Here is a 23,713-nt window from a genome sequence, read left to right as displayed (position 1 = left end):
CATGTCGAAATTTTTTATCGACCGTCCGATTTTCGCCTGGGTAATTGCCCTGGTGATCATGTTGGTCGGGGCATTATCGATCCTGAAATTGCCAATCAACCAGTACCCGAGCATTGCACCGCCGGCCATCGCGATCTCCGTGACCTACCCGGGCGCTTCGGCGCAAACCGTGCAGGACACCGTGGTCCAGGTGATCGAGCAGCAGCTCAACGGTATCGACAACCTGCGTTATGTGTCCTCGGAAAGTAACTCCGACGGCAGCATGACCATCACCGCGACCTTCGAGCAAGGCACCAACTCCGACACCGCGCAGGTTCAGGTTCAGAACAAGCTGAACCTGGCCACCCCGCTGCTGCCGCAGGAAGTGCAGCAACAGGGTATCCGCGTCACCAAGGCAGTGAAGAACTTCCTGCTGGTGATCGGCGTGGTGTCGCGTGACGGCAGCATGACCAAGGACGACCTGTCCAACTACATCGTGTCGAACATGCAGGACCCGATCTCGCGGACCGCCGGTGTCGGTGACTTCCAGGTCTTCGGTGCCCAGTACGCGATGCGCATCTGGCTCGATCCGGCCAAGCTGAACAAGTACAACCTGACGCCAGCTGATGTCAGCGCCGCGATCTCGGCGCAGAACGTCCAGGTGTCTTCCGGTCAGCTCGGCGGTTTGCCGGCGCTGCCAGGTCAGCAACTGAACGCCACGATCATCGGCAAGACCCGTCTGCAGACTGCCGAGCAGTTCAAGGCGATCCTGCTGAAGGTCAATCAGGATGGCTCCCAGGTCCGTGTCGGCGACGTGGCCGACGTCGGTCTGGGCGGTGAAAACTCGAGTATTTCCGCCCAGTTCAACGGCAGCCCGGCGTCCGGTCTGGCGGTAAAACTGGCCAACGGCGCCAACGCCCTCGACACCGCCAAAGCGCTGCGCAAGACGATTGACGACCTCAAGCCGTTCTTCCCGCAAGGCATGGAAGTGGTGTTCCCGTATGACACCACTCCGGTCGTGACCGAGTCGATCAAGGGTGTGGTTGAAACCCTGGTCGAAGCGATCGTGCTGGTGTTCCTGGTGATGTTCCTGTTCCTGCAGAACTTCCGCGCCACCGTCATCACCACGATGACCGTACCGGTGGTATTGCTCGGTACGTTCGGCATCCTCGCCGCCGCCGGTTTCAGCATCAACACCCTGACCATGTTCGGTATGGTGCTGGCCATCGGCTTGCTGGTGGACGACGCCATCGTCGTGGTGGAAAACGTCGAGCGGGTGATGGCCGAAGAAGGCCTGTCACCGAAGGAAGCGACCAAGAAATCCATGGGCCAGATCCAGGGTGCCCTGGTCGGTATCGCCCTGGTGCTGTCGGCGGTACTGTTGCCGATGGCGTTCTTCAGCGGCTCCACCGGTGTGATCTACAAGCAGTTCTCGATCACCATCGTCTCGGCCATGGCCCTGTCGGTAATGGTTGCACTGATCTTCACCCCGGCGCTCTGCGCAACCATGCTCAAGCCGATCGCCAAGGGTGACCACGGCACGCCGAAAAAAGGTTTCTTCGGCTGGTTCAACCGCAATTTCGATCGCGGTGTCAGGAGTTACGAGCGCGGTGTCGGCAACATGCTGTCGCGCAAAGCCCCTTACCTGCTGGCGTACCTGCTGATCGTCGTCGGCATGATCTGGCTGTTCACCCGCATTCCAACCGCGTTCCTGCCGGAAGAAGACCAAGGCGTACTGTTCGCCCAGGTACAAACCCCGGCCGGTTCCAGTGCCGAACGTACTCAAGTCGTGATCGACGAGATGCGTACCTACCTGCTGGATAAAGAGGCGGGCGCGGTGTCCTCGGTGTTTACCGTTAACGGCTTCAACTTTGCCGGTCGTGGTCAGAGCTCGGGTCTGGCGTTCATCATGCTCAAGCCGTGGCACGAGCGTGATTCGAGCAACAGCGTGTTTGCCTTGGCACAGCGTGCGCAGCAACACTTCTTCAGTTTCCGCGATGCGATGGTGTTTGCGTTCGCCCCGCCTGCGGTACTGGAATTGGGTAACGCCACCGGTTTCGACGTGTTCCTGCAGGACCGCGCCGGTATCGGTCACGAAAAACTGATGGAAGCCCGCAACCAGTTCCTCGGCATGGCCGCGCAGAGCAAGGTGCTCTACCAGGTACGTCCGAACGGTCTGAACGACGAGCCGCAATACCATCTGGAAATCGACGATGAGAAAGCCCAGGCCCTGGGTCTGAGCCTCTCCGACATCAACAGCACCCTGTCGATCTCCTTCGGTAGTAGCTACGTCAACGACTTCATCGACCGTGGTCGGGTGAAGAAGGTTTACGTGCAAGGTCAGGCCGGTGCGCGCATGAGCCCGGAAGACCTGAAGAAGTGGTACGTGCGCAACAGCGCCGGGACCATGGTGCCGTTCTCCGCGTTCGCCAAGGGCGAGTGGATCTACGGTTCGCCGAAACTGGCCCGTTACAACGGCGTCGAAGCGATGGAAGTGCTCGGTTCTCCGGCGCCGGGTTACTCCACCGGTGAAGCGATGGCCGAAGTCGAAGCGATTGCCAAGAAGCTGCCGGCCGGTGTCGGTATCTCCTGGACCGGTCTGTCCTACGAGGAACGTCTGTCGGGCTCGCAAGCGCCAGCGCTGTACGCCCTGTCGCTGCTGATGGTGTTCCTGTGTCTGGCGGCGCTGTATGAAAGCTGGTCGATTCCGATCGCGGTCATGCTCGTGGTACCGCTGGGGATCATCGGTGCGCTGATGGCCACCAGCCTGCGCGGGCTGTCCAACGACGTGTACTTCCAGGTGGGCCTGTTGACGACCATCGGTCTTGCGGCTAAAAACGCCATTCTGATCGTCGAGTTCGCCAAGGAGCTGCATGAACAAGGGCGCAGTCTGCGCGATGCGGCGATCGAAGCGTGCCGCATGCGTCTGCGACCGATCATCATGACCTCGCTGGCGTTCGTCCTCGGTGTAGTACCGTTGGCGATCTCCACCGGTGCCGGTTCGGGTAGCCAGCACGCGATCGGTACTGGCGTGATTGGCGGTATGCTCACGGCCACGATCCTGGCGATCTTCTGGGTCCCACTGTTCTTCGTCACGGTTTCGTCCATCGGCCAGCGTAAAATCGCGGACCCGGACGAGACGACTGAAACTCCTAAAGAGGCTGGCCAATGAGCAAGTCGCTACTCTCCATCGCAGTCGCCGCCTTCGTGCTGAGCGGTTGCTCGCTGATCCCCGATTATCAGCAGCCTGAAGCACCGGTCGCGGGCCAGTACCCGCAGGGCCCGGCGTACTCGCCGGCCCAGGCTCCGGCGCAAGCCGCTGCCGAGCAGGGCTGGAAGCAGTTTTTCCATGACCCGGCCCTGCAACAGCTGATCCAGGTATCGCTGGAAAACAACCGCGACCTGCGCGTCGCGGCGCTGAACATCGACGCCTATGCGGCTCAATACCGCATCCAGCGTGCTGACCTGTTCCCGGCGGTTTCGGCCAATGCCAGCGGCAGCCGTCAGCGGGTTCCGGCCCGTGCCTCGCAGACCGGTGAAGCGAACATCAGCAGCTCCTACACCGCGACCGTCGGCATCAGCGCATACGAACTCGACCTGTTCGGTCGGGTGCGCAGCCTGAGCGAACAAGCGTTGCAACAATACTTCGCCACCGAAGAAGCGCGCCGCAGCACCCAGATCAGTCTGGTGGCCAGTGTCGCCAACGCGTACATGACCTGGCAGGCCGACAAGGAACTGCTCAAGCTGACGCAAGACACCCTCGGTGCCTTTGAAGAAAGCTACAAGCTGACCAGCCGCAGCAATGAAGTCGGTGTGGCCTCGGCGCTGGACCTGGCGCAGTCGCGCACCTCGGTGGAAAACGCCCGGGCGCAACTGGCCAAGTACACCCGTCAGGTGGCTCAGGACGAAAACAGCCTGACCCTGCTGCTCGGCACCGGCATCCCGGCCAATCTGCAAGCGGCCAAACCGCTGTCGGATGACCTGCTCAGCGATGTACCGGCCGGTCTGCCTTCGGACCTGCTGCAGCGTCGTCCGGACATCCTCCAGGCCGAGTACAACCTGAAAGCGGCCAACGCCAACATCGGCGCCGCCCGTGCAGCGTTCTTCCCGAGCATCAGCCTGACCGCCAACGCGGGCAGCCTGAGCCCGGACCTGTCCGGTCTGTTCAAGGGCGGCTCGGGTACCTGGCTGTTCCAGCCGCAGATCAACCTGCCGATCTTCAACGCCGGCAGCCTGCGCGCCAGCCTCGACTATGCCAAGATCCAGAAGGACATTGGCGTGGCGAACTACGAGAAGTCGATTCAAACCGCCTTCCAGGAAGTCGCCGACGGCCTGGCTGCCCGCCAGACCTACACCGAGCAGTTGCAGGCGCAGCGTGACTTCGTCGCGGCCAACCAGGATTACTACCGCCTGGCCGAGCGTCGTTACCGCATCGGTGTCGACAGCAACCTGACCTTCCTCGACGCCCAGCGTCAGTTGTTCAGTGCGCAACAGGCACTGATCACCGACCGCCTCGCGCAGCTGACCAGTGCGGTCAACCTGTACAAGGCCCTGGGTGGTGGCTGGAATGCGCAGACCGCGCAGAACGAACCGCTGAAAGAAGAAGCACCGAAGATGAAGCTGTTCTGATCCTCCGGTGAACACAAGGAGCCCGCCACTTGGCGGGCTTTTTGTTGCCTGTCAGAAATATTGTGGCGTCTGAGCCGGCCTCTTCGCGAGCAAGCCCGCTCCCACTTTTGGAATGCATTTTCCTGTGGGAGCGGGCTTGCTCGCGAAGAGGCCCTGATAGACGCGAGAAAAAACCCGGCTCAATCTTGCGTTCGATAATCGCCCAAAACCCGCTTTGCCCGATTGAATCCCGCCCATCGCCCCCCGCACCATTCGCTCCACAAAACCAATAACAACAGGTTCGACACCATGCTCCCGCGCCCTGTCCCGTCCGGCTGATCGCCGCCGCTTCATCCCTGATTCTGCAAGCTCGTGCCCGCCCCGAAAATGGCGGCAACGGCTCTGTTCGACCTAAAAAAAATAACAAGAGACCCTGCGATGACTCATCCAACTGCGCCGTACGCACTCCCCGGCCTGATCGCCCTGGCCCTGACCGGCGTCGCCCTCCCCGCCGCAGCCGAAGAAGCCGGTTTCGTCGAAGGTGCCAAGGTCAACCTCAACCTGCGCAACTTCTACATCAACCGCAACTTCACCAACCCGACCAAGGCTCAGGGCAAGGCTGAAGAGTGGACGCAGAACTTCATCCTCGACGCCAAATCCGGCTTCACCCAAGGCACCGTTGGCTTCGGCATGGACGTGCTCGGCCTGTACTCGGTGAAGCTCGATGGTGGCAAAGGCACCGGTGGCACGCAACTGCTGCCGCTGGATCACGACGGGCGACCGGCGGACAACTTCGGCCGCACCAACGTCGCGTTCAAGGCCAAACTGTCGCAGACCGAAATCAAGGTCGGCGAATGGATGCCGGTGCTGCCGATCCTGCGTTCGGACGACGGCCGTTCGCTGCCGCAAACCTTCCGTGGCGGGCAGATCACCTCAAAGGAAATCAACGGCCTGACCCTGTATGGCGGGCAGTTCCGCGCCAACAGTCCGCGCGATGACAGCAGCATGAGCGACATGTCGATGTTCGGCAAAGCGGCGTTCACCTCCGATCGCTTCAACTTTCAGGGCGGCGAGTACGTTTTCAACGAAAAACGCACGCAGATCGGCCTGTGGAACGCCGAACTCAAGGACATCTACAGCCAGCAATACCTCAACCTGACTCACAGCCAGCCACTCGGCGACTGGACGCTGGGCGCCAACCTCGGCTTCTTCTACGGCAAGGACGACGGCAGCGCCCGCGCCGGCGAACTCGACAACAAGACCTGGTCGGGGATGTTCTCGGCCCGCTACGGCGGCAACACCTTCTGCGTCGGCCTGCAAAAACTCACCGGCGACAGCGCCTGGATGCGGGTCAACGGCACCAGCGGCGGCACCCTGGCCAACGACAGCTACAACTCCAGCTACGACAACGCTCAGGAGCGATCCTGGCAGGTGCGTCACGACTACAACTTCGCCGCCCTGGGCATCCCCGGCCTGACCCTGATGAACCGCTACATCAGCGGCGACAACGTGCACACCGGAACCATCACCGATGGCAAGGAATGGGGCCGCGAATCGGAACTGGGCTACACCGTACAGAGCGGCGCCCTGCGCGACCTCAACGTGCGCTGGCGCAACTCGACCATGCGCCGCGATTTCAGCAACAACGAGTTCGACGAGAACCGCCTGATCATCAGCTATCCGATCAGCCTGCTCTGAACCCGCACGCCGGCGCTGCACGAGCGGCGCCGGCATCAACCACTGGTCAGCCGGACTGGCGATTTGTCGAGGCGCAGATACAGTCAACAGAGTGTGTAAATTCTCCAGCCTGCTGTAGGAGCCCTTAGTTTTCTTCCGTTATCTCCGGATGCTGTACGCGAAGCTGCCTTGGCCACGGAGGTCAGGTATGAGCAAGCGAATAGTTATCGTCGGTGGCGGTGTAGGTGGAACCATGCTGGCCAATCAACTGGTCGGCAAGCTGTATCCCGAAGTTCTACGCGGCGACGTCTCGATTACATTACTGTCCAGTTCCCCCGATCATTACTACAAACCTGCGTTCATGTACGTGGCGTTCAGTCAGTTCTTCGAAGAGGAACTCAAACGTCCGGAACGCTCTTTGTTGCGCCCGGAAATCAGTTTCCACGTTGAAGAAGTCACCCGTTTCGACTTTCCCGGGCAGCAATTGCGCACCCGTAACGGCAAGCGCTTCGACTATGATTTTCTGGTGATCGCCACCGGCTGCGTGCCGGCGCCGGAACGCATCGAGGGTCTGCAAGAAGCCGGCGACCACTTCTATCAATACCTTGCTGCCCGGCAGTTGGCGCAACGCCTGAACACCATCGAAAAAGGCCGGATTTTCATTACCGTGTCCTTCCCGCAGACACCGAACGTCCCGCACCAATGCGGAATCGCGCCCGTGGAAACGACATTGATGCTGGATGACTTGTTGCGTCGCCGGGGCGTTCGCGAGCAAGTGGAAATCATCTACACCTACCCGACGGTTGCCCAGCTATTGCGCAATTGTCTGTTCTTGCAGCGCCCCACGGGTGAAATTCTGCCGAGCATTTTTGCCCGGAAAAACATTCAATTTCAGCGCGGCTTCACCCTGAGCCATGTGGATCCTGATGCAAAAATCGTCTACTCAGCCGAGGGCGATGAGCAACCCTTCACTATTCTGATGGCTACTCCACCCATCCAGGCCGTCGAGGTGGTGCGTGAGTGCGGCATCTCACACGCCGCCAATGATGAAGGATGGCTGCCGACCAATCACGAAACGCTGCAGGTCTACGGTCTGGAGAATGTCTACGTGATCGGCGACACCGTCGACCTGCCGGTCAGCAAGGCCGGCGGCGCCTGTCATAACCAGGCGCCGGTGATCGCCAACAACATCACCGCCCAGATCCGTCTTGGCGCACCCAACTCGGTATACGACGGTCGGGTACAGGCGGTAGCCCAAATGGGCCTGAATGCCGGGATGCCACTGTGGTACGACTACGCCCACGATGTGTTGCCGACACCCCCGACCAAATTGGGCGGTCTGCTCAGAAACGGTTTCAATCGCGGTCTTTACTGGGCGGTGGCCCGGGGAATGCTTTGACCCTGCACAGGGAGGAGTGATTGCTCATGAACATGCCCAAGGAAATGTCAGGCACGCCCGGGTTCACTGCCTTGATGGCAAAACTGCAACCGTTAATCGATGGCGGACGCCTGGAGAATATTGTCGACCTGCTTTCCCTGGTTTCCGATATCGCCGATCTGCTCGACGCGGCCATGGTGGAAAAACTCGCGCAATTGTTCGAGAGCGGCACAGCCGCCACCTGGACAGTCAGTAATGCAGTGCGCGTGGCCAAAGCCGAAGTATCGGCACAGTCAGCGGCGCCGGGCACTCTGGCGTTGCTCAAACTGCTGAATGAAGAGGACACACGCAAAGGCGTGGCCGTTGTCCTGAAAACCCTCAACGTCATTGGACGACAACTGTAAATCCGCCAGAGAGGACCTCCTCATGAGCGCCAAACTCGAAACGGCAGGGAACGCCTGCACCCACTGGGACGCCAAGGCGTACCAGCAGTTTTCCCGTCTCAGGCAACGCCCGGTCAACGAATTGCTCGACCGTATCGATCTGCCCGACCCCAGAAGAATTTGTGACCTGGGCTGCGGCACCGGCATCGCCACTCAACTGCTGGCCGAGCGCTGGCCGCGTGCGCAGTTGCTGGGTGTCGACAGCTCGCGGCAGATGCTTGATCAGGCCCGGTGCCTGCCGATCAACGCTCAATGGCAAGAGTGCGACCTGCTCGACTGGCAACCCGAACAACCGGCCGATCTGCTGCTCGCGGCGGCGGTGCTGCATTTCATTGGCGATCATCAACACCTGCTGCCGCGCCTGCTGGGGTATCTGCGCCCCGGTGGCTGTCTGGCGGTGCACATGCCGGACTGGCGCGATGCCTTGTGGTATCGACTGATGCTCGACACCCTCAACCATGCCGGACCGGGACACACCCCCATCGGCACACCGCAACTGCGCCGATGCATGGCGGCGCGGCCGTTGTTGACACTGGAGGACTACTATCGCTTGCTCGCGCCGCTGACCACGTCGCTGGAGATCTGGGAAACCGAGCAATTGCAGGTGGTTGGCGGCAAATCGCCGGTGTACGACTGGGTGAAGGTCTCGGCGCTGCGGCCGGTGATGCAGACGCTGACGTCACAGGAACAGGCGCGGTTTATCTACCACTACCTGATGCGGGTGCATAAGCATTACCCGCCCGAGAAAAACGGGCAGACTCTGTTTCCGTTCAAGCGGATTTTCATTGTCGCCAAGGTCTGAGTGTCTGTGCTGATTGATGCATCACGGCGTCTGCCGCTTTCGCGAGCAAGCCCGCTCCCACAGGGAAATGCATTCTAAATGTGGGAGCGGGCTTGCTCGCGAAGGCGTCAGTTCAGGCACCATCACTCCCGGGATTCGACTCCCAGCTCATCCCACACCGACTCCGCCAGATGAAACGTGGCATTCGCCGCCGGGATCCCGCAATAAATCGCGCTCTGCATGATCACTTCCTTGATCTCGCTCCGGCTCACACCGTTGTTGGCCGCCGCACGCAGATGCAATTTCAGCTCAGCCTCGCGGTTCATCCCGATCAGCATGGCGATGGTGATCAGGCTGCGCGTGTGCCGTGGCAGGCCCGGGCGGGTCCAGATGTCGCCCCAGGCGTGACGCGTGATCATCTCCTGGAATTCCGAGTTGAACTCGGTCAGCGCATTCAGGCTGCGATCAACGTGGGCATCGCCCAATACCGCGCGGCGTACTTGCAGGCCTTCGTCGTAACGTTGTTTCTCGTCCACAAACTTCCCCTCACTGAGCGTTCAGAAACGCCAACACACGATCACTGAAAGCGGCACCGGCCTGCACGTTGGACAGGTGCGCAGCATAGAACTCGGCGTACTCGGCGCCGCGCACATGCTCCTGAATGAAATGCCCGCCGGACGGTGGCGTCACCGCATCTTCGGTACCCGCGATCACCAGAAGCGGCAGGTTGATCGAGGCCAGTTGCTCACGGAAATCGGCATCGCGCACCGCCGCGCAATTGGCCGCATAACCTTCAGGCGAAGTCGCCGCGAGCATGTCGGTAATTTTCTTCGCCGCGGCCGGATTGGCAGCGGAAAAATCAGGCGTGAACCAACGGGCAATCGACGCATCACGCAATGCGACCATCGCTGCCGGGCCATCACGCAACACGGTTTCGATGCGCGGATTCCACACCGACGGGTCGCCGATCTTCGCGGCGGTGTTGCACACGATCAATTTGTGCAGACGATGACCGGCATTGATCCCCAGCCACTGGCCGATCAACCCCGCCCATCGACAATCCGCAGAAATGCGCGCGTTCGATGTGCAGCGCATCCAGCAAGCCGAGCACGTCGCGGCCCAGTTGCTCGATGCTGTAAGGCCCCGGCGTCACCAGCGACTGGCCGTGACCACGGGTGTCGAAACGCAGCACCCGGAAATGCTCGGTGAATGCCGGCATCTGCGCGTCCCACATGTGCAGGTCGGTGCCCAGCGAGTTGGACAGCACCAGCACCGGTGCGTCGACCGGGCCTTCAATAACGTAATGCAGTTCGCCATCGGCGAGTTGAACGAAAGCCACAGCCCTCTCCTTTCAGACAGACAATGCGTTGTGTTCGGCCACTGCGCGCTCGACCCAGGCTTGCGCCTGGCCGAGGTAATGCGCGGGGTCGAGCAGATGATCGAGTTCGGTGCTGCTCAGTTCGGCGGTCACTTGCGGCTCGTCGCCGAGTACCGCACGCAGGTGGCGCTGTTCGGCCACCGCACGTTTGCAGCATTGTTCGAGCAGGTGATGCGCGGTGTCGCGACCGACCCGTTGCGCGAGGACGATGCTCACCGCTTCGGCCAGCACCAGCCCTTGGGTCAATTGCAGATTGCGCGCCATGCGTTCGGCATCGACCTCCAGACCATCGGCCAGCAGGCGCGCCTGTTGCAGCGCACCGGACACCAGGCAGCAGATCTCCGGCAGGGTTTCCCATTCGGCATGCCACAGCCCGAGGCTGCGTTCGTGCTCCTGCGGCATGGCGCTGAACAGCGTCGAGACCAGCCCCGGTACCCGGGTCGCCGCGCCGATCAACACCGCTGCGCCGACCGGATTGCGCTTGTGCGGCATGGTCGACGAACCGCCCTTGCCCGGCGCCGACGGCTCGAACACTTCCGCCGCTTCGGTCTGCATCAACAGACTGACGTCGCGCCCGAGCTTGCCGAGGCTGCCGGCGATCAAACCGAGTACCGCGCCGAACTCGACGATGCGATCACGCTGGGTGTGCCACGGTTGTTCCGGCAAGCTCAGTTGCAGCTCTTCGGCCAGCGCCTGGGCGATCGGCAATGCTTGCTCGCCGAGTGCCGCGAGGGTGCCGGAAGCGCCGCCGAATTGCAGCACCAGCAGCCGTGGTTTGAGTTCGCGCAGTCGCTGACGGCTGCGGGTTACCGCGCCGAGCCAACCGGCAATCTTCATCCCGAGGGTCACGGGCGTGGCGTGCTGCAGCCAGGTGCGCCCGGCCAGTGGCGTCGCCGCATGCCGTTGGGCTTGGGTGGCGAGCGAATCGGCCAGCGCTGCCAGATCGCTTTCAATCAGCTCCAGCGCCTGCCGCAATTGCAGGACCAGCCCGGAATCCATCACGTCCTGACTGGTAGCGCCCAAATGCACATAGCGCTCGGCCTCGGCACTGCTCGCGGCGATCTGCTTGCCCAATGCCTTGACCAGTGGAATCGCCGAGTTGCCGGCCGTGGCAATCGCCTCGCCCAGCGCCGCGAAGTCATACAGACCGGCATTGCAAGCGGCGGCAATCGGCGCCACGGCAGACGCCGGAATCACCCCGACCCGCGCCTCGGCACGGGCCAGCGCCGCTTCGAAATCGAGCATGGCCTGCACCCGGCCCTGATCGCAGAACACCTCGCGCATGTCGCGGGCAGTGAAGTAGGCATCGAACAATTGATTGCCCGGTCGCTGAGTCATAAACAGTCCTTGCCGGCGCGGGCCAATGCGGCCCGCGCACATCGGTTTACAGATCGTGGTGCAAGTACGCCGCCTGTTTCGGCAGGCGCAGGCTGAACAGGAACGCCACCGCCATCATCACCGTGACGTACCAGTAGAACGCGTTTTCCATGCCCCCGGCCTTCAGGCTCAGGGCCACGTATTCCGCCGAACCGCCGAAGATCGCGTTGGCCACCGCATAGGCCAGACCGACGCCGAGGGCGCGGACTTCCGGCGGGAACATTTCGGCTTTCACCAGGCCGCTGATCGAGGTGTAGAAACTGACGATTGCCAGCGCCACGGTGATCAGCGCAAAGGCCAGAATCGGGCTGCTGATGCTTTTCAGGCTCAACAGGATCGGCACAGTGAACAGCGTGCCGAGCGCGCCGAACCAGAGCATCGAATTACGTCGGCCGATCTTGTCGGCGAGCATGCCGAACAGCGGCTGCATGCACATGTACAGGAACAGCGCGCCGGTCATGATGTAGCTGGCGGTCTTGGCGTGCATGCCGGCGGTGTTCACCAGGTACTTCTGCATGTACGTGGTGAAGGTGTAGAAAATCAACGAGCCACCGGCGGTGTAACCGAGCACGGTGATGAACGCGGCTTTGTGATCACGGAACAGCGCGCGGATGCTGCCGGCGTCCTTGTTCTCGCGCATTTCCTTGCTGGTGGTTTCTTTCAGGGAGCGACGCAGGAACAGCGAAATCACCGCCGCCACCGCACCGACCACAAACGGAATGCGCCAGCCGTAAGCACGCAGTTCATCTTCACTGAGGAACTGTTGCAGGATCACCACCAGCGACACCGCCAGCAGTTGCCCGCCAATCAGCGTCACGTACTGGAACGAGGCAAAAAAGCCGCGCTGGCCCTTGAGCGCGACTTCACTCATGTAGGTCGCGGTGGTGCCGTACTCGCCACCCACCGACAGGCCTTGCAACAGCCGCGCGAACAGCAACAGCAGCGGTGCCCAGACGCCGATGCTGGCGTAAGTCGGCAGACAGGCGATGAGCAGGGAGCCGAAGCACATCATCAGCACCGAAATCATCATCGAGGTCTTGCGGCCCTTCTTGTCCGCCAGCCGCCCGAAAATCCAGCCGCCAATCGGGCGCATCAGAAACCCGGCAGCGAACACCCCGGCCGTGTTGACCAGTTGCACCGTGGGGTTGTCGGAGGGGAAAAACGCCGGGGCGAAATAGATCGCGCAGAAGGCGTAGACGTAGAAGTCGAACCATTCGACCAGGTTGCCGGACGAGGCACCGACAATGGCGAAGATGCGCTTGCTGCGCTCCTCGCCGGTGTAATGAGCGGTGGTAGTGGTCATTGTTTTTTACTCTGAAGGGACAGGTGAGAGTCTAGACACACTTCGCAACAGTCCCGTTCCACAGATACATCCACGAGGCATTACACAACCCCTCCTCTGAAAGAGGGCTTGTGGCGAGGGGATTCATCCCCGATCGAGTGCGCAGCACTCGCAAATCTGGCAGACGCGGTGTGTCAGTTTCACCGTGAACTCCGGTCTTGGGGCTGCTTCGCAGCCCATCGGGGATAAATCCCCTCACCACAAACTCACTCCAATGGAACGAGGTGCGATCAATAATCGAAGAACACCGTCTCAGCCTCAGTGCCCTGCAAAATCACATTCCACTGATACACACCCGCCGCATCCGGCTTCGCCAGCAACGTCCCGCGGCGCTCGGCCGGCACACATTCCAGCAGCGGATCATTGACGTTCGCCGGATCGCCTTCGAAGTAGATGCGTGTCAGCAAGTGCTTGACCAGACCACGGGCAAACACCAGCACCACCAGATGCGGGGCCTGGGTCGAGCCCTTCAGGCCTTCGACCGTGCCCGGTTTGATCGTGGTGAAACGGAAGCGCCCTTCGGCGTCCACCGGCACCCGGCCAAAACCTTCGAAGTGCGGATCCAGCGGTTTGTCCTGCTCGTCTTCCGGGTGCGCGTACTTGCCGGCGGCGTTGGCCTGCCAGACTTCGAGCATCGCGTCGTTGACCACATCGCCGTTGCCGTCAACGACTTGGCCGGTGATCGCCACGCGCTCGCCGAGGGTTTGTTCTACCGCGAGGTTTTCGCGATTCAGCCAGGTCAGGCCGATGTGGTAGTACGGCCCGACGGTGTGGGACGTGGTGGCAGTCAGCGTCATCTTATTTCTCCATCGGCGTGGCGTCGCGGCCGCGCAAGACGATGTCCCAGCGATAGCCGAGGGCGTAGGACGGAATGGTTTTTTCCAGATCGAAAGCGGCGATCAGACGTTCCTTGGCGGAGGTGTCCGGCACGCAGTTGTAGATCGGGTCGTAGGCCAGCAGCGGGTCGCCGGGGAAATACATCTGCGTCACCAGACGGGTGAGGATGCTCGGCCCGAACAGCGAGAAATGGATGTGCGCCGGGCGCCACGCGTTGTGGTGGTTGCCCCACGGATAGGCGCCGGGCTTGATGGTCTGGAACTGATACCAGCCATCGGCGTCGGTCACGGTGCGGCCGGTGCCGGTGAAGTTCGGGTCCAGCGGTGCGTCGTGCAGGTCGCGCTTGTGGTTGTAGCGACCGGCGGCGTTGGCCTGCCAGATCTCCACCAGAATCCCCGGCACCGGCAAACCGTTTTCGTCGAGCACACGGCCGTGAATGATGATGCGCTCGCCCAACGGCTCGCCGTCGTGCTGCGCGGTCAGGTCGTTGTCTTTCTCGGCGACGCGTTCGGCACCGATGGTCGGGCCGGTGATCTCCGACAACGAATGCGGCAGAAACACCAACGGCTTGGACGGCGAGCGCAGGTTGGTGGATTGATACGTCGGGTGCAGGTACTCAGGCTGGGTGCCTTCCTGCGGACGGCGGTAGCCAGGCTTGTCAGTCATTTCGCTTTCCTCAGTTCTTATCAGTCGACGCGCTGCGTCAGACGCGTTCGATGGCCAGAGCCAGACCCTGCCCGACGCCGACGCACATGGTCGCCAGACCTTTCTTGCCGCCGGTCTTTTCCAGCTGATGCAACGCAGTCAGCACCAGTCGCGCCCCGCTCATGCCCAGCGGATGGCCCAAGGCAATCGCGCCACCGTTCGGGTTGACCTGCGGCGCATCGTCGGCCAGACCCAATTCACGCAGCACTGCCAGGCCTTGGCTGGCGAAGGCTTCGTTGAGTTCGATCACATCGAAATCGCTGACCGCCACGCCGAGACGCTCGATCAGTTTGCGCACCGCCGGCACCGGGCCGATGCCCATCACCCTAGGTGCAACACCGGCGCTGGCCATGCCCAGCACTTTGGCCCGTGCTGTCAGGCCGTGTTTTTTCACCGCTTCCGCCGACGCGAGAATCAGCGCGGCGGCGCCGTCGTTGACCCCGGACGCGTTGCCGGCGGTGACAGTCTTGTCCGGGCCGTTGACCGGTTTGAGTTTGGTCAGCGCTTCAAGCGTGGTGTCGGCGCGTGGATGCTCGTCCTGGCTGACCACGGTTTCGCCCTTCTTGTGGGCGATCCGCACTTCGACGATTTCCTCGGCGAAGTAGCCCGCCGCTTGTGCAGCGGCCGTGCGTTGCTGACTGCGCAGGGCGAAAGCGTCCTGATCGGCACGCGAAACCTTATAGTCGTCAGCGACGTTGTCGGCGGTCTGCGGCATCGCGTCGACGCCGTACTGGGCTTTCATCAGCGGGTTGATGAAACGCCAGCCGATGGTGGTGTCTTCCAGTTTCATGTTGCGCGAGAACGCTGCGTCCGCCTTGCCCATCACGAACGGCGCGCGGGACATCGACTCGACGCCGCCGGCAATCGCCAGCTCCATCTCGCCGCTGGCAATCGCACGGAAAGCAGTGCCGATCGCGTCCATGCCCGAAGCGCAGAGACGGTTGAGGGTCACGCCCGGCACGCTGTCCGGCAAGCCCGCCAGCAGCAGCGCCATGCGCGCCACGTTGCGGTTGTCTTCACCAGCCTGGTTGGCGCAGCCGAGGAACACTTCGTCGATCGCGTTCCAGTCCACCGAGGGATTGCGTTCCATCAGCGCTTTGATCGGCACAGCGGCCAGGTCATCGGCACGCACGGCAGACAAACCGCCGCCAAAACGGCCGATGGGGGTACGAATCGCGTCGCAGATATATACGTCACGCATCATGCTTCTCCCGGTGCCTGGCCGTGGGCGGCGGCGGTGCGCGCTTCGAGATCGCGCAGGGCGGTCAGTTCGACTTCGGTCGGTGCCGCCGTGGTTTCAACGTTGTCGGCAAAACGAATGGCCCAACCGGTGGCGGCGACCACTTGCTCGCGGGTCACCCCTGGGTGCAGGGCGGTGACCACGAATTCGTGGGTGCCCTGCTCCGGTTCCATGATGCACAGGTCGGTAATGATCCCGACCGGGCCGGCACCCGGCAGGCCCAGACGCTTGCGCGAATCGCCGCCCTCGCCGTGACCGACCGAGGTAATGAAGTCGAGCTTGTCGACGAACGAACGCGCCGACTGCTTGAGGATAATCAACACGCTCTTCGCCGAACCGGCGATTTCCGGCGCGCCACCGGCACCCGGCAGGCGCACTTTCGGCGCGTGATAGTCGCCGACCACAGTGGTGTTGATGTTGCCGAAACGGTCGACCTGCGCCGCGCCGAGAAAACCGACGTCGATGCGCCCGCCTTGCAGCCAGTAGCGAAAAATCTCACCGGTCGGCACGACGGTGTCGGCGGTTTCCGCCAGTTCACCATCACCGATCGACAGCGGCAGCACGCTCGGCTTGGCGCCAATCGGACCCGATTCGTAGATCAGCACCACGTCCGGCGACGAAGTCAGGCGCGCAAGGTTGGCGGCTTTCGACGGCAGGCCGATGCCGACGAAGCACACCGAGCCGTTCTTCAGGCGACGGGCCGCAGCGACGGTCATCATTTCATTGGTGGTGTAAGTCATTACTTGGCCTCCGAAGCAGCGGCCAACTTGGCCTGAAACTCGCTGAAGTCAGCGCAGCCGTGGATGTATTCGTTGATCCACGCGGTAAACGTCTCACGGTCGCGGGCGATCGGATCCCACGCCTGATAGAAGCGATTGTCACGCTCGGTGTAACCGTGGGCGTAGGACGGATGCGCGCCGCCGGGTACGTGGCAAACCGCGCTCAAGGCCCAGGTCGGCAACACGCAAGCGTTCATCGGGGCGTTGAGGTTGTCGACGATTTCCTCGACGGTGACGATGCAGCGCTTGGCCGCCAGTGCCGCTTCTTTCTGCACCCCGAGAATGCCCCACAGCAGCACGTTGCCCTGACGGTCGGCTTTCTGCGCGTGGATCACGGTGACGTCCGGACGCACCGACGGCACGGCCGCCAGCACTTCACCGGTGAACGGGCAGGTCACGGACTTGATCAGCGGGTTGACCTTCGGCAGGTCGGAACCGGCGTAGGCCCGCAGCACGGCGAACGGTAGGCCGGAAGCGCCGGCGACGTAGGCATTGGCCAGGTCGGCGTGGCTGTGCTCTTCGATTTCCAGCGCATGCGGCCACTGCTTCTCGACCGCATCGCGCAGACGGTGCAGCGAACCCACACCCGGATTGCCGCCCCAGGAAAAGATCAGCTTGCGTGCACAACCGGCACCGATCAGTTGGTCGTAGATCAGGTCAGGCGTCATCCGCACCAGGGTCAGATCTTTCTTGCCCTGCCGAATGATTTCATGACCTGCCGCCGTAGGGATCAGGTGAGTGAAGCCTTCGAGCGCGACGGTGTCGCCGTCGTTGACAAATTGCTTCACCGCGTCGTGCAGCGAAAGGATCTCAGCCATGGAGCAGGCTCCCGTTTTTGTAGTGAATCGCCAGTGATAAAAAGGCGCGAGGTTCAGCGCCGGAGTCACTGAAGATTAAGCCGCTGAAAATCGCCAAACAATCCGATAATCGACTGAGTGTTCGTTTATCGAACGGATTGTTATCACCCTATCAATCACAAGCAAAAGCTTCGCGAGCAAGCCCGCTCCCACATTTGAAATGTGTTTTCCCTGTGGGAGCGGGCTTGCTCGCGAAGGCGTCGGAACATTCAACGCAAATCAAAATGACTCGACTCAGGTCGCATCCGCATGACTGACCATGCCTTTGATCACCACCGCCGTCGTCGCCAACGCCGCCGGAATCACCAGCGCCGTCAGCACCTGCTCGAAATTCCAGCCCAACCCCAGCAACGTCGCGCCCATCCACGCCCCGAGAATCGCGCCAAAGCGACCAATCCCGAGCATCCACGAGACCCCGGTCGCGCGCCCCTGGGTCGGATAAAACCGTGCCGCCAGAGACGGCATCGCCGATTGCGCGCCGTTGACGCACATACCCGCCACCAACACCAAGGTCGCGAGCAATGTGATATTGCCCAGGCTCTGCCCTACCGCGTAGGCAAACACCCCGGCCAGCAGGTAGAACGTGCCGATGACCTTGTGCGGATTGAAGCGGTCCATCGCCCAACCCACAGCGACCGCACTCAACACCCCGCCAAACTGGAACAACGCGCCAATGAACGCCGCCTGCTCCATGCTCGCGCCGCTGTCACGCATCAGGGTCGGCAGCCAACTGGTCAGCAGATAAACGATGACCAGGCCCATGAAGTAGGTCAGCCACAGCAGCAAGGTGCCGACGCTGTAGGTGCCGGAGAAAATCACCGCGAACACATTGCGCGCCTTGACGGTTTTCTGTTCCGGCACGCTGAAACTCGAGGCCTGCGCGACGGTGACCGGATCGATTGGCGACAAGGTCTTGCGTACTTTGTCGGTGCCGCGATTGCGCACCACCAGAAAACGCGCCGACTCCGGCAGCCAGAACAGCAGCACCACCGCGAGGATCAGCGGCAGGATCCCGCCGATCAGCAGCAGGCTGTGCCAGCCGAACGCAGGGATCAGCTTCGCCGAAATGAAACCGCCACCGGCCATGCCGAGGTTGAAGCCGCAGAACATGCTGGTCACCAGCAAGGATTTCTTGCGCTCCGGGGTGTATTCCGAGAGCAGCGTGGTGGCGTTGGGCATGCCGGCGCCCAGACCTAGGCCGGTGAGGAAGCGCAACACCAGCAGTTGCTCGACGTTGGTGCTGTAGGCCGAGGCCAGGCTGAAAGCGCCGAACAGCAGCACCGCGCCAACCAGCACCACTTTGCGTCCGAAGCGGTCAGCCAGCGGGCCGGAACCCAATGCACCGAAGACCATGCCGATCAACGCGGCGCTCATTACCGGGCCGAGGCTGGCGCGGTCGATGCCCCAGTCCTGGGACAGCGCCGGCGCGATAAAACCCATCGCCGCGGTGTCGAGGCCATCGAGAAATACAATCAGGAAACACAGGATCACCACTCGCCACTGATAGCGCGAGATCGGTTGGGCATTGATGAAGGTCTGCACGTCGAGGCAGTTACCTACAGCGGACTGAGGCTGGTTCATTATTTTTATTCCACGCAAAAAACGCAGTCGAACGGCGGCCGGCCGAAGAGCGGCACGGTCACAAGAATAGAAGATCGAAATCAGGCGTTGCGGTGAATCCGGCAACAGGGAATGGAGCTGAGACAGTCGGGGAGCATGCGCATGGTGAGTTGCCTCTTGTCATTATTATGGGAGTCGACAATCCGGCAGGCTCATTCAAATCTGCGCCGGATGACGCTGCCGCGACATTAATGATCCGGGGCTTTTAGCGTCAATTCGATAAACGCAACACTGTGCGTTTATCGAACAGCTTCATCAGGCGAACAACTGCGCGCTGAGGTCGCGGCTGGCACTGAGCAGGCCCGGCAGGAAGCGTTGTTCCAGTTCGGTACGGCTGACGCGGCCGGCGTGGGTGCTGACATTGAGCGCCGCCACCACCTGGCCCGACGCATCGTAAACCGGCACGGCAATCGAACGCAGGCCTTGTTCGAGTTCCTGATCGACGATGCACCATCCCTGCTGCCGTACTTCCTGCAGGCATTCGAGCAGACTTTCGGGGGTGTGCAGCGTGCGGCTGGTCTTGGCCACCAGTTCGGCATGGTCGAGGTATTCGCGCAGCGAGGTGTCGTCCAGCGCCGCCAGCAGGATGCGGCCCATCGATGTGCAATAGGCCGGCAGACGCCCGCCCACCGACAGGTCCACCGAGATCAGCCGTTGCGTGGTCGCCGAGCGGGCGATGTACAAAATGTCGTCACCTTCGAGCGTGGCCATGTTGCAGGCTTCGTGCAGTTGCTCGCTCATGCGGTCGAGGTACGGCTGGGCCGACACCGCCAGCGGCGTCGACGACAGATACGCGTGGCCGAGGGTCAGCACTTTGGGCAACAACGAGTACGTGCGGCCATCGGTGGTGGCGTAACCCAGTTTGATCAGAGTGTGCAGGCAACGGCGTACAGCAGCGCGGGGAATTTCCGTGCGATGGCTGATCTGGGCGATGGTCAGGTGCCGCTTGCGCTCCTGAAACGCCTGCACCACCGCCAGGCCACGGGCCAGCGAGGTCATGAAATCCGGATCGCCGGTCAGCGCCTGGATGCGTTTGGCCGGCGAAGCGACGATCGGCGGCGCCACGGAGCTGAAGGAGTTGCGCATTTGATCGTTCATTTCTTGTCCTTGTTTCCGGCACGGATCAATGGCTATACAAGCGGCTCGCCGACGGATGTACAAGAGTCGAGTCGCCAACATCGGGCGATTATCGAACCGCCGACCGATTATCGCAATCCATCAGCCTCTGTCCTTCTTGGCTTCTTCATTCATTCACCTGCCTGTTCATCCAACTTCGCATGCCTCATTAGTTGATCGACTTAATGGCGCCAGAAACTGAACGCGAGTCCTTAAAAGGTTTCGGCGAATTTCAACTAGCGATAAAACTTGTCAGTAACAAAACGATCACACATCCCGAACCGTTTTTAACTTGGCAAAGATAGTCATTCCCGAATCGACCGCTATAATGCACCTCAGTGGCGCCACGTTTTCACTGGCCGAGGGTGCCGCCCGCTGACCCGATGCCTATTGCCGTCAGCCCGGCCAGCGCCTGACGCTCATTATTCATGCACCGCCAGCGCGCTTGCTGAAACAGGAAACTGATGCTGCGTCAGTTTTAATCTGGTGCCGTAGCCGCCTGCAACATGGAAGTCTTGATCGCCCTGCCGATAACGCCAATGCCTGAACCGGCATGGCCCTTTGGTGGACGTGTTCAATCGACTCGTTGCCGTGCGTTTCACCAGATATTTATCTCAACTCAAACAGGTAGCACTGTGACGAAAGACGAACTGCGCGCGGAACTTGAGCGCCAGGAACAACGTTACAAGGAAGTTTACGGCGGGGAAGTCACCACCTACGCCGCGCAACCCGAACCGGAACGCAAGGCATGGCGCAAACGCCCCACCGTTCAGGATCAGGTTTTCCAGCAAGAACTGAAAAAGATGGAAGAAGAACTCAAAACCGAAGAGCCCTGAACGGGCGATCCTGAGATTTTCGAGGGTCTGCGTCGCCACCGGCTAAAAGCACGGTGACCCGACCATGCCTTGCGCGCCCGCTATCCGCGGGCAGCGGCCCACCTCCCCCGGCCTGCACGGGAAAGGAGCGTGTCTGACTCGTTTCAGAGATATTTCACACAAACGTTTGAGGCCCCTGCGCGCTCGACAAAACGCCTGCTGCCTGAAAGTTTTTCCAAGCCAATCAAGCACTTGAAAAACCCTGCAACACGCTCGGGCATTGCACCTTGCAACAATTTAATTCGACATTGATTGCTACCGATGAGCAGGTAGGGGATCGATTTCCAGTCTTTTCTGGCATAATCGCGCCCCCTTATGACCGGGTCAGAAAACCTTCATGATCGATTTATTCAGCGGACTGGATGCTTGGGTGCTTGTGAGCCTCTTGCTCGCCCTGACGTTTGTCCTCGCCTTCGAGTTCATCAATGGATTTCATGACACCGCTAACGCGGTAGCCACTGTTATCTACACCAAAGCCATGCCGCCTCACCTGGCGGTGTTCTTCTCCGGTGTGTTCAACTTCCTCGGCGTGTTGCTGGGCGGCGTTGGCGTGGCGTATGCCATTGTTCACCTGCTGCCGGTAGAACTGCTGATCAATGTGAACACCGGCCATGGCCTGGCGATGGTGTTCTCGTTGCTCGCCGCGGCGATCACCTGGAACCTAGGCACCTGGTACTTCGGTATCCCGGCCTCCAGTTCCCACACCCTGATCGGCTCGATCCTCGGCGTCGGCCTGGCCAATGCCCTGATCAACAACATCCCGTTGGCCGACGGCGTGAACTGGCAGAAAGCGATCGACATCGGCGCCTCGCTGGTGTTTTCGCCAATGGCTGGCTTCCTGATTGCCGCGCTGATCCTGATCGGCCTGAAGTGGTGGCGCCCGCTGTCGAAGATGCACAAGACCCCGGAACAGCGCCGCAAGATCGACGACAAAAAGCACCCGCCGTTCTGGAACCGTCTGGTTCTGGTGATTTCGGCCATGGCCGTGAGCTTCGTGCACGGTTCCAACGATGGCCAGAAAGGCATCGGCCTGATCATGCTGGTACTGATCGGTATCGTGCCTGCGCAGTTCGTCCTCGACCTGAGCAGCACCACCTACCAGATCGAGCGCACCCGCGACGCGACCCTGCACCTGAGCCAGTTCTACAAGCGCAATGCCGATTCTCTGGGCGAATTCCTGGCCCTGGGCAAAAGTGTTGAAGGCGATCTGCCGGAGAAATTCCGCTGCAACCCGCAGCAGACCGAACCGACCATCAACGCCCTGCTTGGCACCCTTAAAGGTGTAGCGGACTACCATTCGCTGTCCTCGGAAAGCCGCATCGAAGTGCGTCGTTACTTGCTGTGCCTGGACGACACCGCGAAGAAAGTCGGCAAGCTGCCAGGCCTGGAAGCGCGTGAGAAGGCTGACCTGGACAAACTGCGCAAAGACCTGACCACCACCACCGAATACGCCCCGTTCTGGGTGATTCTGGCGGTGGCCCTGGCCCTCGGCCTGGGTACCATGGTCGGCTGGAAACGCGTGGTACTGACCATCGGCGAGAAGATCGGCAAGCAGGGCATGACCTACTCTCAAGGCATGTCGGCGCAGATCACTACCGCCAGTTTGATCGGTATGGCCAACATCTTCAGCCTGCCAGTGTCCACCACTCACGTTCTGTCCTCGGGCGTGGCCGGTACCATGGTCGCCAACAAGAGCGGCCTGCAGGGTGGGACTGTTCGCACTATCCTGCTGGCGTGGGTGCTGACCTTGCCGGCGACTGTGGCGCTGTCGGCTGGGTTGTTCTGGCTGGCGTCCAAAGCGTTGGGTAGCTGATAGACCGCAGCACATGAGAAAGGCGCGATTCTTGAGGATCGCGCCTTTTTTTTTGGGTTTGGTTTTGTGAGCATATCCGTTGCTGCGGTAACGGCCTCCTATGGTTCCGCCCTTACGGCGGGTCACTTTTTCCAAACGCCGAAAAAGTAACCAAAAAGGCTTCCCCCGGCGTACGGCACTTCGCTTAGGCTCAGTGTTCCCTCGCTACGGTGTCCATCAGGGGGCATCGCCTCCGGTTTGCTTCGCTGCACCTCCTCTCGATGTATGCGGCTTCGCCGCATGGCGCTGCGCGCCTAACCCCCTGATGGACACCTTCGCTCGGCCTGCCGAAGGGGCTGAAGATCAAAAGCCACATCAAGAGCAAGAGCCAAAGCCAAAGCCAAAGCCAAAGCCAAAGCAGATCAAAAGATCGCAGCCTTCGGCAGCTCCTCTTGAGATTGGGTATTTTCAGTTGGAGATTGGTTGGCTGACAGGACGCCTTCGCGAGCAAGCCCGCTCCCACAGTTGGAGTGGGTGTATTCAGTTGGAGATCGGTCGGCTCGTAGGCCGCCATCGCCAGCAGGCTGGCTCCTACAAAAAAGCAAAAGCCGAGCGCACGCTTTTCCACCACTCAACACGATGAGCGTTAGCTCGAGTAAAGCTTTTGATCTGAGGGCCCGTCGGCAGGCTGAGTGGAGGGATTTGTCCGGGGGTGGGAGCGCAGCGACCGTTTGGCGCAGCCAAACACAGCGAGAGGAGGTGCAGCGAAGCAAACCGTAGGCGCTGCCCCCCGGATGAATCCCGCAGCGAAGGAACCCGAGCCTAAGCGAGGGCCGAACGTCAGGGTAAAGCCTTTTGGGTTACCTTTTCGGCGTTTGGAAAAGGTGACCCGCCGTAAGGGCGGAACCGTAATAAGCAACACCCGCAGC

General features: G+C 61.2%; 18 protein-coding genes and 1 pseudogene. 8 read left to right on the top strand and 11 right to left on the bottom strand.

What is annotated here, in order from left to right; translation table 11 throughout:
• The first annotated feature begins 1 nt into the window (after position 1).
• The 6 genes from emhB to E3Z29_RS09125 all read left to right on the top strand — a co-directional run bounded on the left by emhB (position 2) and on the right by E3Z29_RS09125 (position 8,887).
• The gene (gene emhB / locus E3Z29_RS09150; RefSeq protein ID WP_098967599.1) at positions 2–3,151 is read left to right on the top strand and encodes an efflux RND transporter permease subunit EmhB; all 3,150 of its coding nucleotides are present in this window, start codon (positions 2–4) and stop codon (positions 3,149–3,151) included.
• Positions 3,148–4,608, top strand: a complete 1,461-nt coding sequence (gene emhC, locus E3Z29_RS09145; RefSeq protein WP_027614404.1) for an efflux RND transporter outer membrane subunit EmhC — start codon at positions 3,148–3,150, stop codon at positions 4,606–4,608. Before emhB ends, emhC begins: the two co-directional genes overlap by 4 nt.
• A 417-nt stretch (positions 4,609–5,025) precedes the next feature.
• Positions 5,026–6,285: an OprD family porin gene (locus E3Z29_RS09140; protein WP_134785603.1), complete on the top strand. Its 1,260-nt coding sequence runs from the start codon at positions 5,026–5,028 to the stop codon at positions 6,283–6,285.
• A gap of 187 nt (positions 6,286–6,472) precedes the next feature.
• Positions 6,473–7,663 carry an FAD/NAD(P)-binding oxidoreductase gene (locus tag E3Z29_RS09135; RefSeq protein WP_134785602.1) on the top strand — a complete coding sequence of 397 codons (1,191 nt, stop codon included), beginning with the start codon at positions 6,473–6,475 and terminating at the stop codon, positions 7,661–7,663.
• 26 nt (positions 7,664–7,689) lie between these two features.
• On the top strand, positions 7,690–8,046 hold the full coding sequence (locus E3Z29_RS09130; RefSeq protein ID WP_098967591.1) for a DUF1641 domain-containing protein: 357 nt from the start codon (positions 7,690–7,692) through the stop codon (positions 8,044–8,046).
• Positions 8,047–8,068: 22 nt separating this feature from the next.
• Positions 8,069–8,887 (top strand): methyltransferase domain-containing protein, encoded by an 819-nt coding sequence (locus E3Z29_RS09125; RefSeq protein WP_134785601.1) that lies wholly within the window; start codon positions 8,069–8,071, stop codon positions 8,885–8,887.
• A 122-nt stretch (positions 8,888–9,009) separates the two neighbouring features.
• Here the strand turns inward: E3Z29_RS09125 and pcaC are convergent, their stop codons facing one another.
• The 11 genes and pseudogenes from pcaC to pcaR all read right to left on the bottom strand — a co-directional run bounded on the left by pcaC (position 9,010) and on the right by pcaR (position 20,099).
• Complete coding sequence (gene pcaC, locus E3Z29_RS09120; RefSeq protein ID WP_027614399.1) at positions 9,010–9,402, bottom strand: 4-carboxymuconolactone decarboxylase; 393 nt, start codon at positions 9,400–9,402, stop codon at positions 9,010–9,012.
• Between the two features lie 10 nt (positions 9,403–9,412).
• Positions 9,413–10,205: pseudogene (pcaD, locus tag E3Z29_RS09115) on the bottom strand (3-oxoadipate enol-lactonase).
• A gap of 12 nt (positions 10,206–10,217) precedes the next feature.
• Positions 10,218–11,582, bottom strand: a complete 1,365-nt coding sequence (locus tag E3Z29_RS09110) for a 3-carboxy-cis,cis-muconate cycloisomerase (protein WP_134785600.1) — start codon at positions 11,580–11,582, stop codon at positions 10,218–10,220.
• A 46-nt stretch (positions 11,583–11,628) separates the two neighbouring features.
• Positions 11,629–12,924, bottom strand: coding sequence for an MFS family transporter (locus E3Z29_RS09105; protein ID WP_134785599.1), 1,296 nt, complete (start codon positions 12,922–12,924; stop codon positions 11,629–11,631).
• A gap of 269 nt (positions 12,925–13,193) precedes the next feature.
• Positions 13,194–13,760, bottom strand: a complete 567-nt coding sequence (gene pcaG, locus E3Z29_RS09100; protein WP_003222412.1) for a protocatechuate 3,4-dioxygenase subunit alpha — start codon at positions 13,758–13,760, stop codon at positions 13,194–13,196.
• 1 nt (position 13,761) lies between these two features.
• Positions 13,762–14,466 (bottom strand): protocatechuate 3,4-dioxygenase subunit beta, encoded by a 705-nt coding sequence (pcaH, locus tag E3Z29_RS09095; RefSeq protein WP_027614394.1) that lies wholly within the window; start codon positions 14,464–14,466, stop codon positions 13,762–13,764.
• 37 nt (positions 14,467–14,503) lie between these two features.
• Positions 14,504–15,709 (bottom strand): 3-oxoadipyl-CoA thiolase, encoded by a 1,206-nt coding sequence (gene pcaF, locus E3Z29_RS09090; protein ID WP_177408942.1) that lies wholly within the window; start codon positions 15,707–15,709, stop codon positions 14,504–14,506.
• On the bottom strand, positions 15,706–16,485 hold the full coding sequence (locus E3Z29_RS09085) for a CoA-transferase subunit beta (RefSeq protein ID WP_027614392.1): 780 nt from the start codon (positions 16,483–16,485) through the stop codon (positions 15,706–15,708). The genes pcaF and E3Z29_RS09085 overlap by 4 nt, the downstream gene beginning before the upstream one ends.
• On the bottom strand, positions 16,485–17,342 hold the full coding sequence (locus tag E3Z29_RS09080) for a CoA transferase subunit A (protein WP_003222404.1): 858 nt from the start codon (positions 17,340–17,342) through the stop codon (positions 16,485–16,487). The genes E3Z29_RS09085 and E3Z29_RS09080 overlap by 1 nt, the downstream gene beginning before the upstream one ends.
• Before the next feature lie 273 nt (positions 17,343–17,615).
• Positions 17,616–18,962, bottom strand: coding sequence for an MFS transporter (locus E3Z29_RS09075; protein ID WP_027614391.1), 1,347 nt, complete (start codon positions 18,960–18,962; stop codon positions 17,616–17,618).
• Between the two features lie 294 nt (positions 18,963–19,256).
• On the bottom strand, positions 19,257–20,099 hold the full coding sequence (pcaR, locus tag E3Z29_RS09070) for a pca regulon transcriptional regulator PcaR (protein WP_098967581.1): 843 nt from the start codon (positions 20,097–20,099) through the stop codon (positions 19,257–19,259).
• 653 nt (positions 20,100–20,752) lie between these two features.
• Here pcaR and E3Z29_RS09065 point away from each other — a divergent pair.
• Together E3Z29_RS09065 and E3Z29_RS09060 are read left to right on the top strand one after the other, a co-directional pair.
• Positions 20,753–20,953 (top strand): hypothetical protein, encoded by a 201-nt coding sequence (locus E3Z29_RS09065; protein ID WP_003222398.1) that lies wholly within the window; start codon positions 20,753–20,755, stop codon positions 20,951–20,953.
• Positions 20,954–21,329: 376 nt separating this feature from the next.
• Positions 21,330–22,805: an inorganic phosphate transporter gene (locus tag E3Z29_RS09060; RefSeq protein WP_003222397.1), complete on the top strand. Its 1,476-nt coding sequence runs from the start codon at positions 21,330–21,332 to the stop codon at positions 22,803–22,805.
• The last annotated feature ends 908 nt before the right edge of the window (positions 22,806–23,713 follow it).

This window comes from Pseudomonas sp. S150, assembly GCF_004526365.1.
Taxonomy (GTDB): Bacteria; Pseudomonadota; Gammaproteobacteria; order Pseudomonadales; family Pseudomonadaceae; genus Aquipseudomonas; species Aquipseudomonas putida_A.
Note: the sequence above shows the minus strand (reverse complement) of the source record. Positions and strands in the feature narration are given on the sequence as shown.

Bases quoted from the DNA above. Each gene is read 5' to 3' on its own strand.
- E3Z29_RS09110 (WP_134785600.1), bottom strand. From the start codon at position 11,582: ATGACTCAGCGACCGGGCAATCAATTGTTCGATGCCTACTTCACTGCC.
- E3Z29_RS09135 (WP_134785602.1), top strand. From the start codon at position 6,473: ATGAGCAAGCGAATAGTTATCGTCGGTGGCGGTGTAGGTGGAACCATG.
- E3Z29_RS09125 (WP_134785601.1), top strand. From the start codon at position 8,069: ATGAGCGCCAAACTCGAAACGGCAGGGAACGCCTGCACCCACTGGGAC.
- pcaH (WP_027614394.1), bottom strand. From the start codon at position 14,466: ATGACTGACAAGCCTGGCTACCGCCGTCCGCAGGAAGGCACCCAGCCT.
- E3Z29_RS09085 (WP_027614392.1), bottom strand. From the start codon at position 16,485: ATGACTTACACCACCAATGAAATGATGACCGTCGCTGCGGCCCGTCGC.
- emhB (WP_098967599.1), top strand. From the start codon at position 2: ATGTCGAAATTTTTTATCGACCGTCCGATTTTCGCCTGGGTAATTGCC.
- E3Z29_RS09075 (WP_027614391.1), bottom strand. From the start codon at position 18,962: ATGAACCAGCCTCAGTCCGCTGTAGGTAACTGCCTCGACGTGCAGACC.
- pcaF (WP_177408942.1), bottom strand. From the start codon at position 15,709: ATGATGCGTGACGTATATATCTGCGACGCGATTCGTACCCCCATCGGC.
- E3Z29_RS09105 (WP_134785599.1), bottom strand. From the start codon at position 12,924: ATGACCACTACCACCGCTCATTACACCGGCGAGGAGCGCAGCAAGCGC.
- emhC (WP_027614404.1), top strand. From the start codon at position 3,148: ATGAGCAAGTCGCTACTCTCCATCGCAGTCGCCGCCTTCGTGCTGAGC.
- pcaR (WP_098967581.1), bottom strand. From the start codon at position 20,099: ATGAACGATCAAATGCGCAACTCCTTCAGCTCCGTGGCGCCGCCGATC.
- E3Z29_RS09130 (WP_098967591.1), top strand. From the start codon at position 7,690: ATGAACATGCCCAAGGAAATGTCAGGCACGCCCGGGTTCACTGCCTTG.
- E3Z29_RS09080 (WP_003222404.1), bottom strand. From the start codon at position 17,342: ATGGCTGAGATCCTTTCGCTGCACGACGCGGTGAAGCAATTTGTCAAC.
- E3Z29_RS09060 (WP_003222397.1), top strand. From the start codon at position 21,330: ATGATCGATTTATTCAGCGGACTGGATGCTTGGGTGCTTGTGAGCCTC.
- pcaG (WP_003222412.1), bottom strand. From the start codon at position 13,760: ATGACGCTGACTGCCACCACGTCCCACACCGTCGGGCCGTACTACCAC.
- E3Z29_RS09140 (WP_134785603.1), top strand. From the start codon at position 5,026: ATGACTCATCCAACTGCGCCGTACGCACTCCCCGGCCTGATCGCCCTG.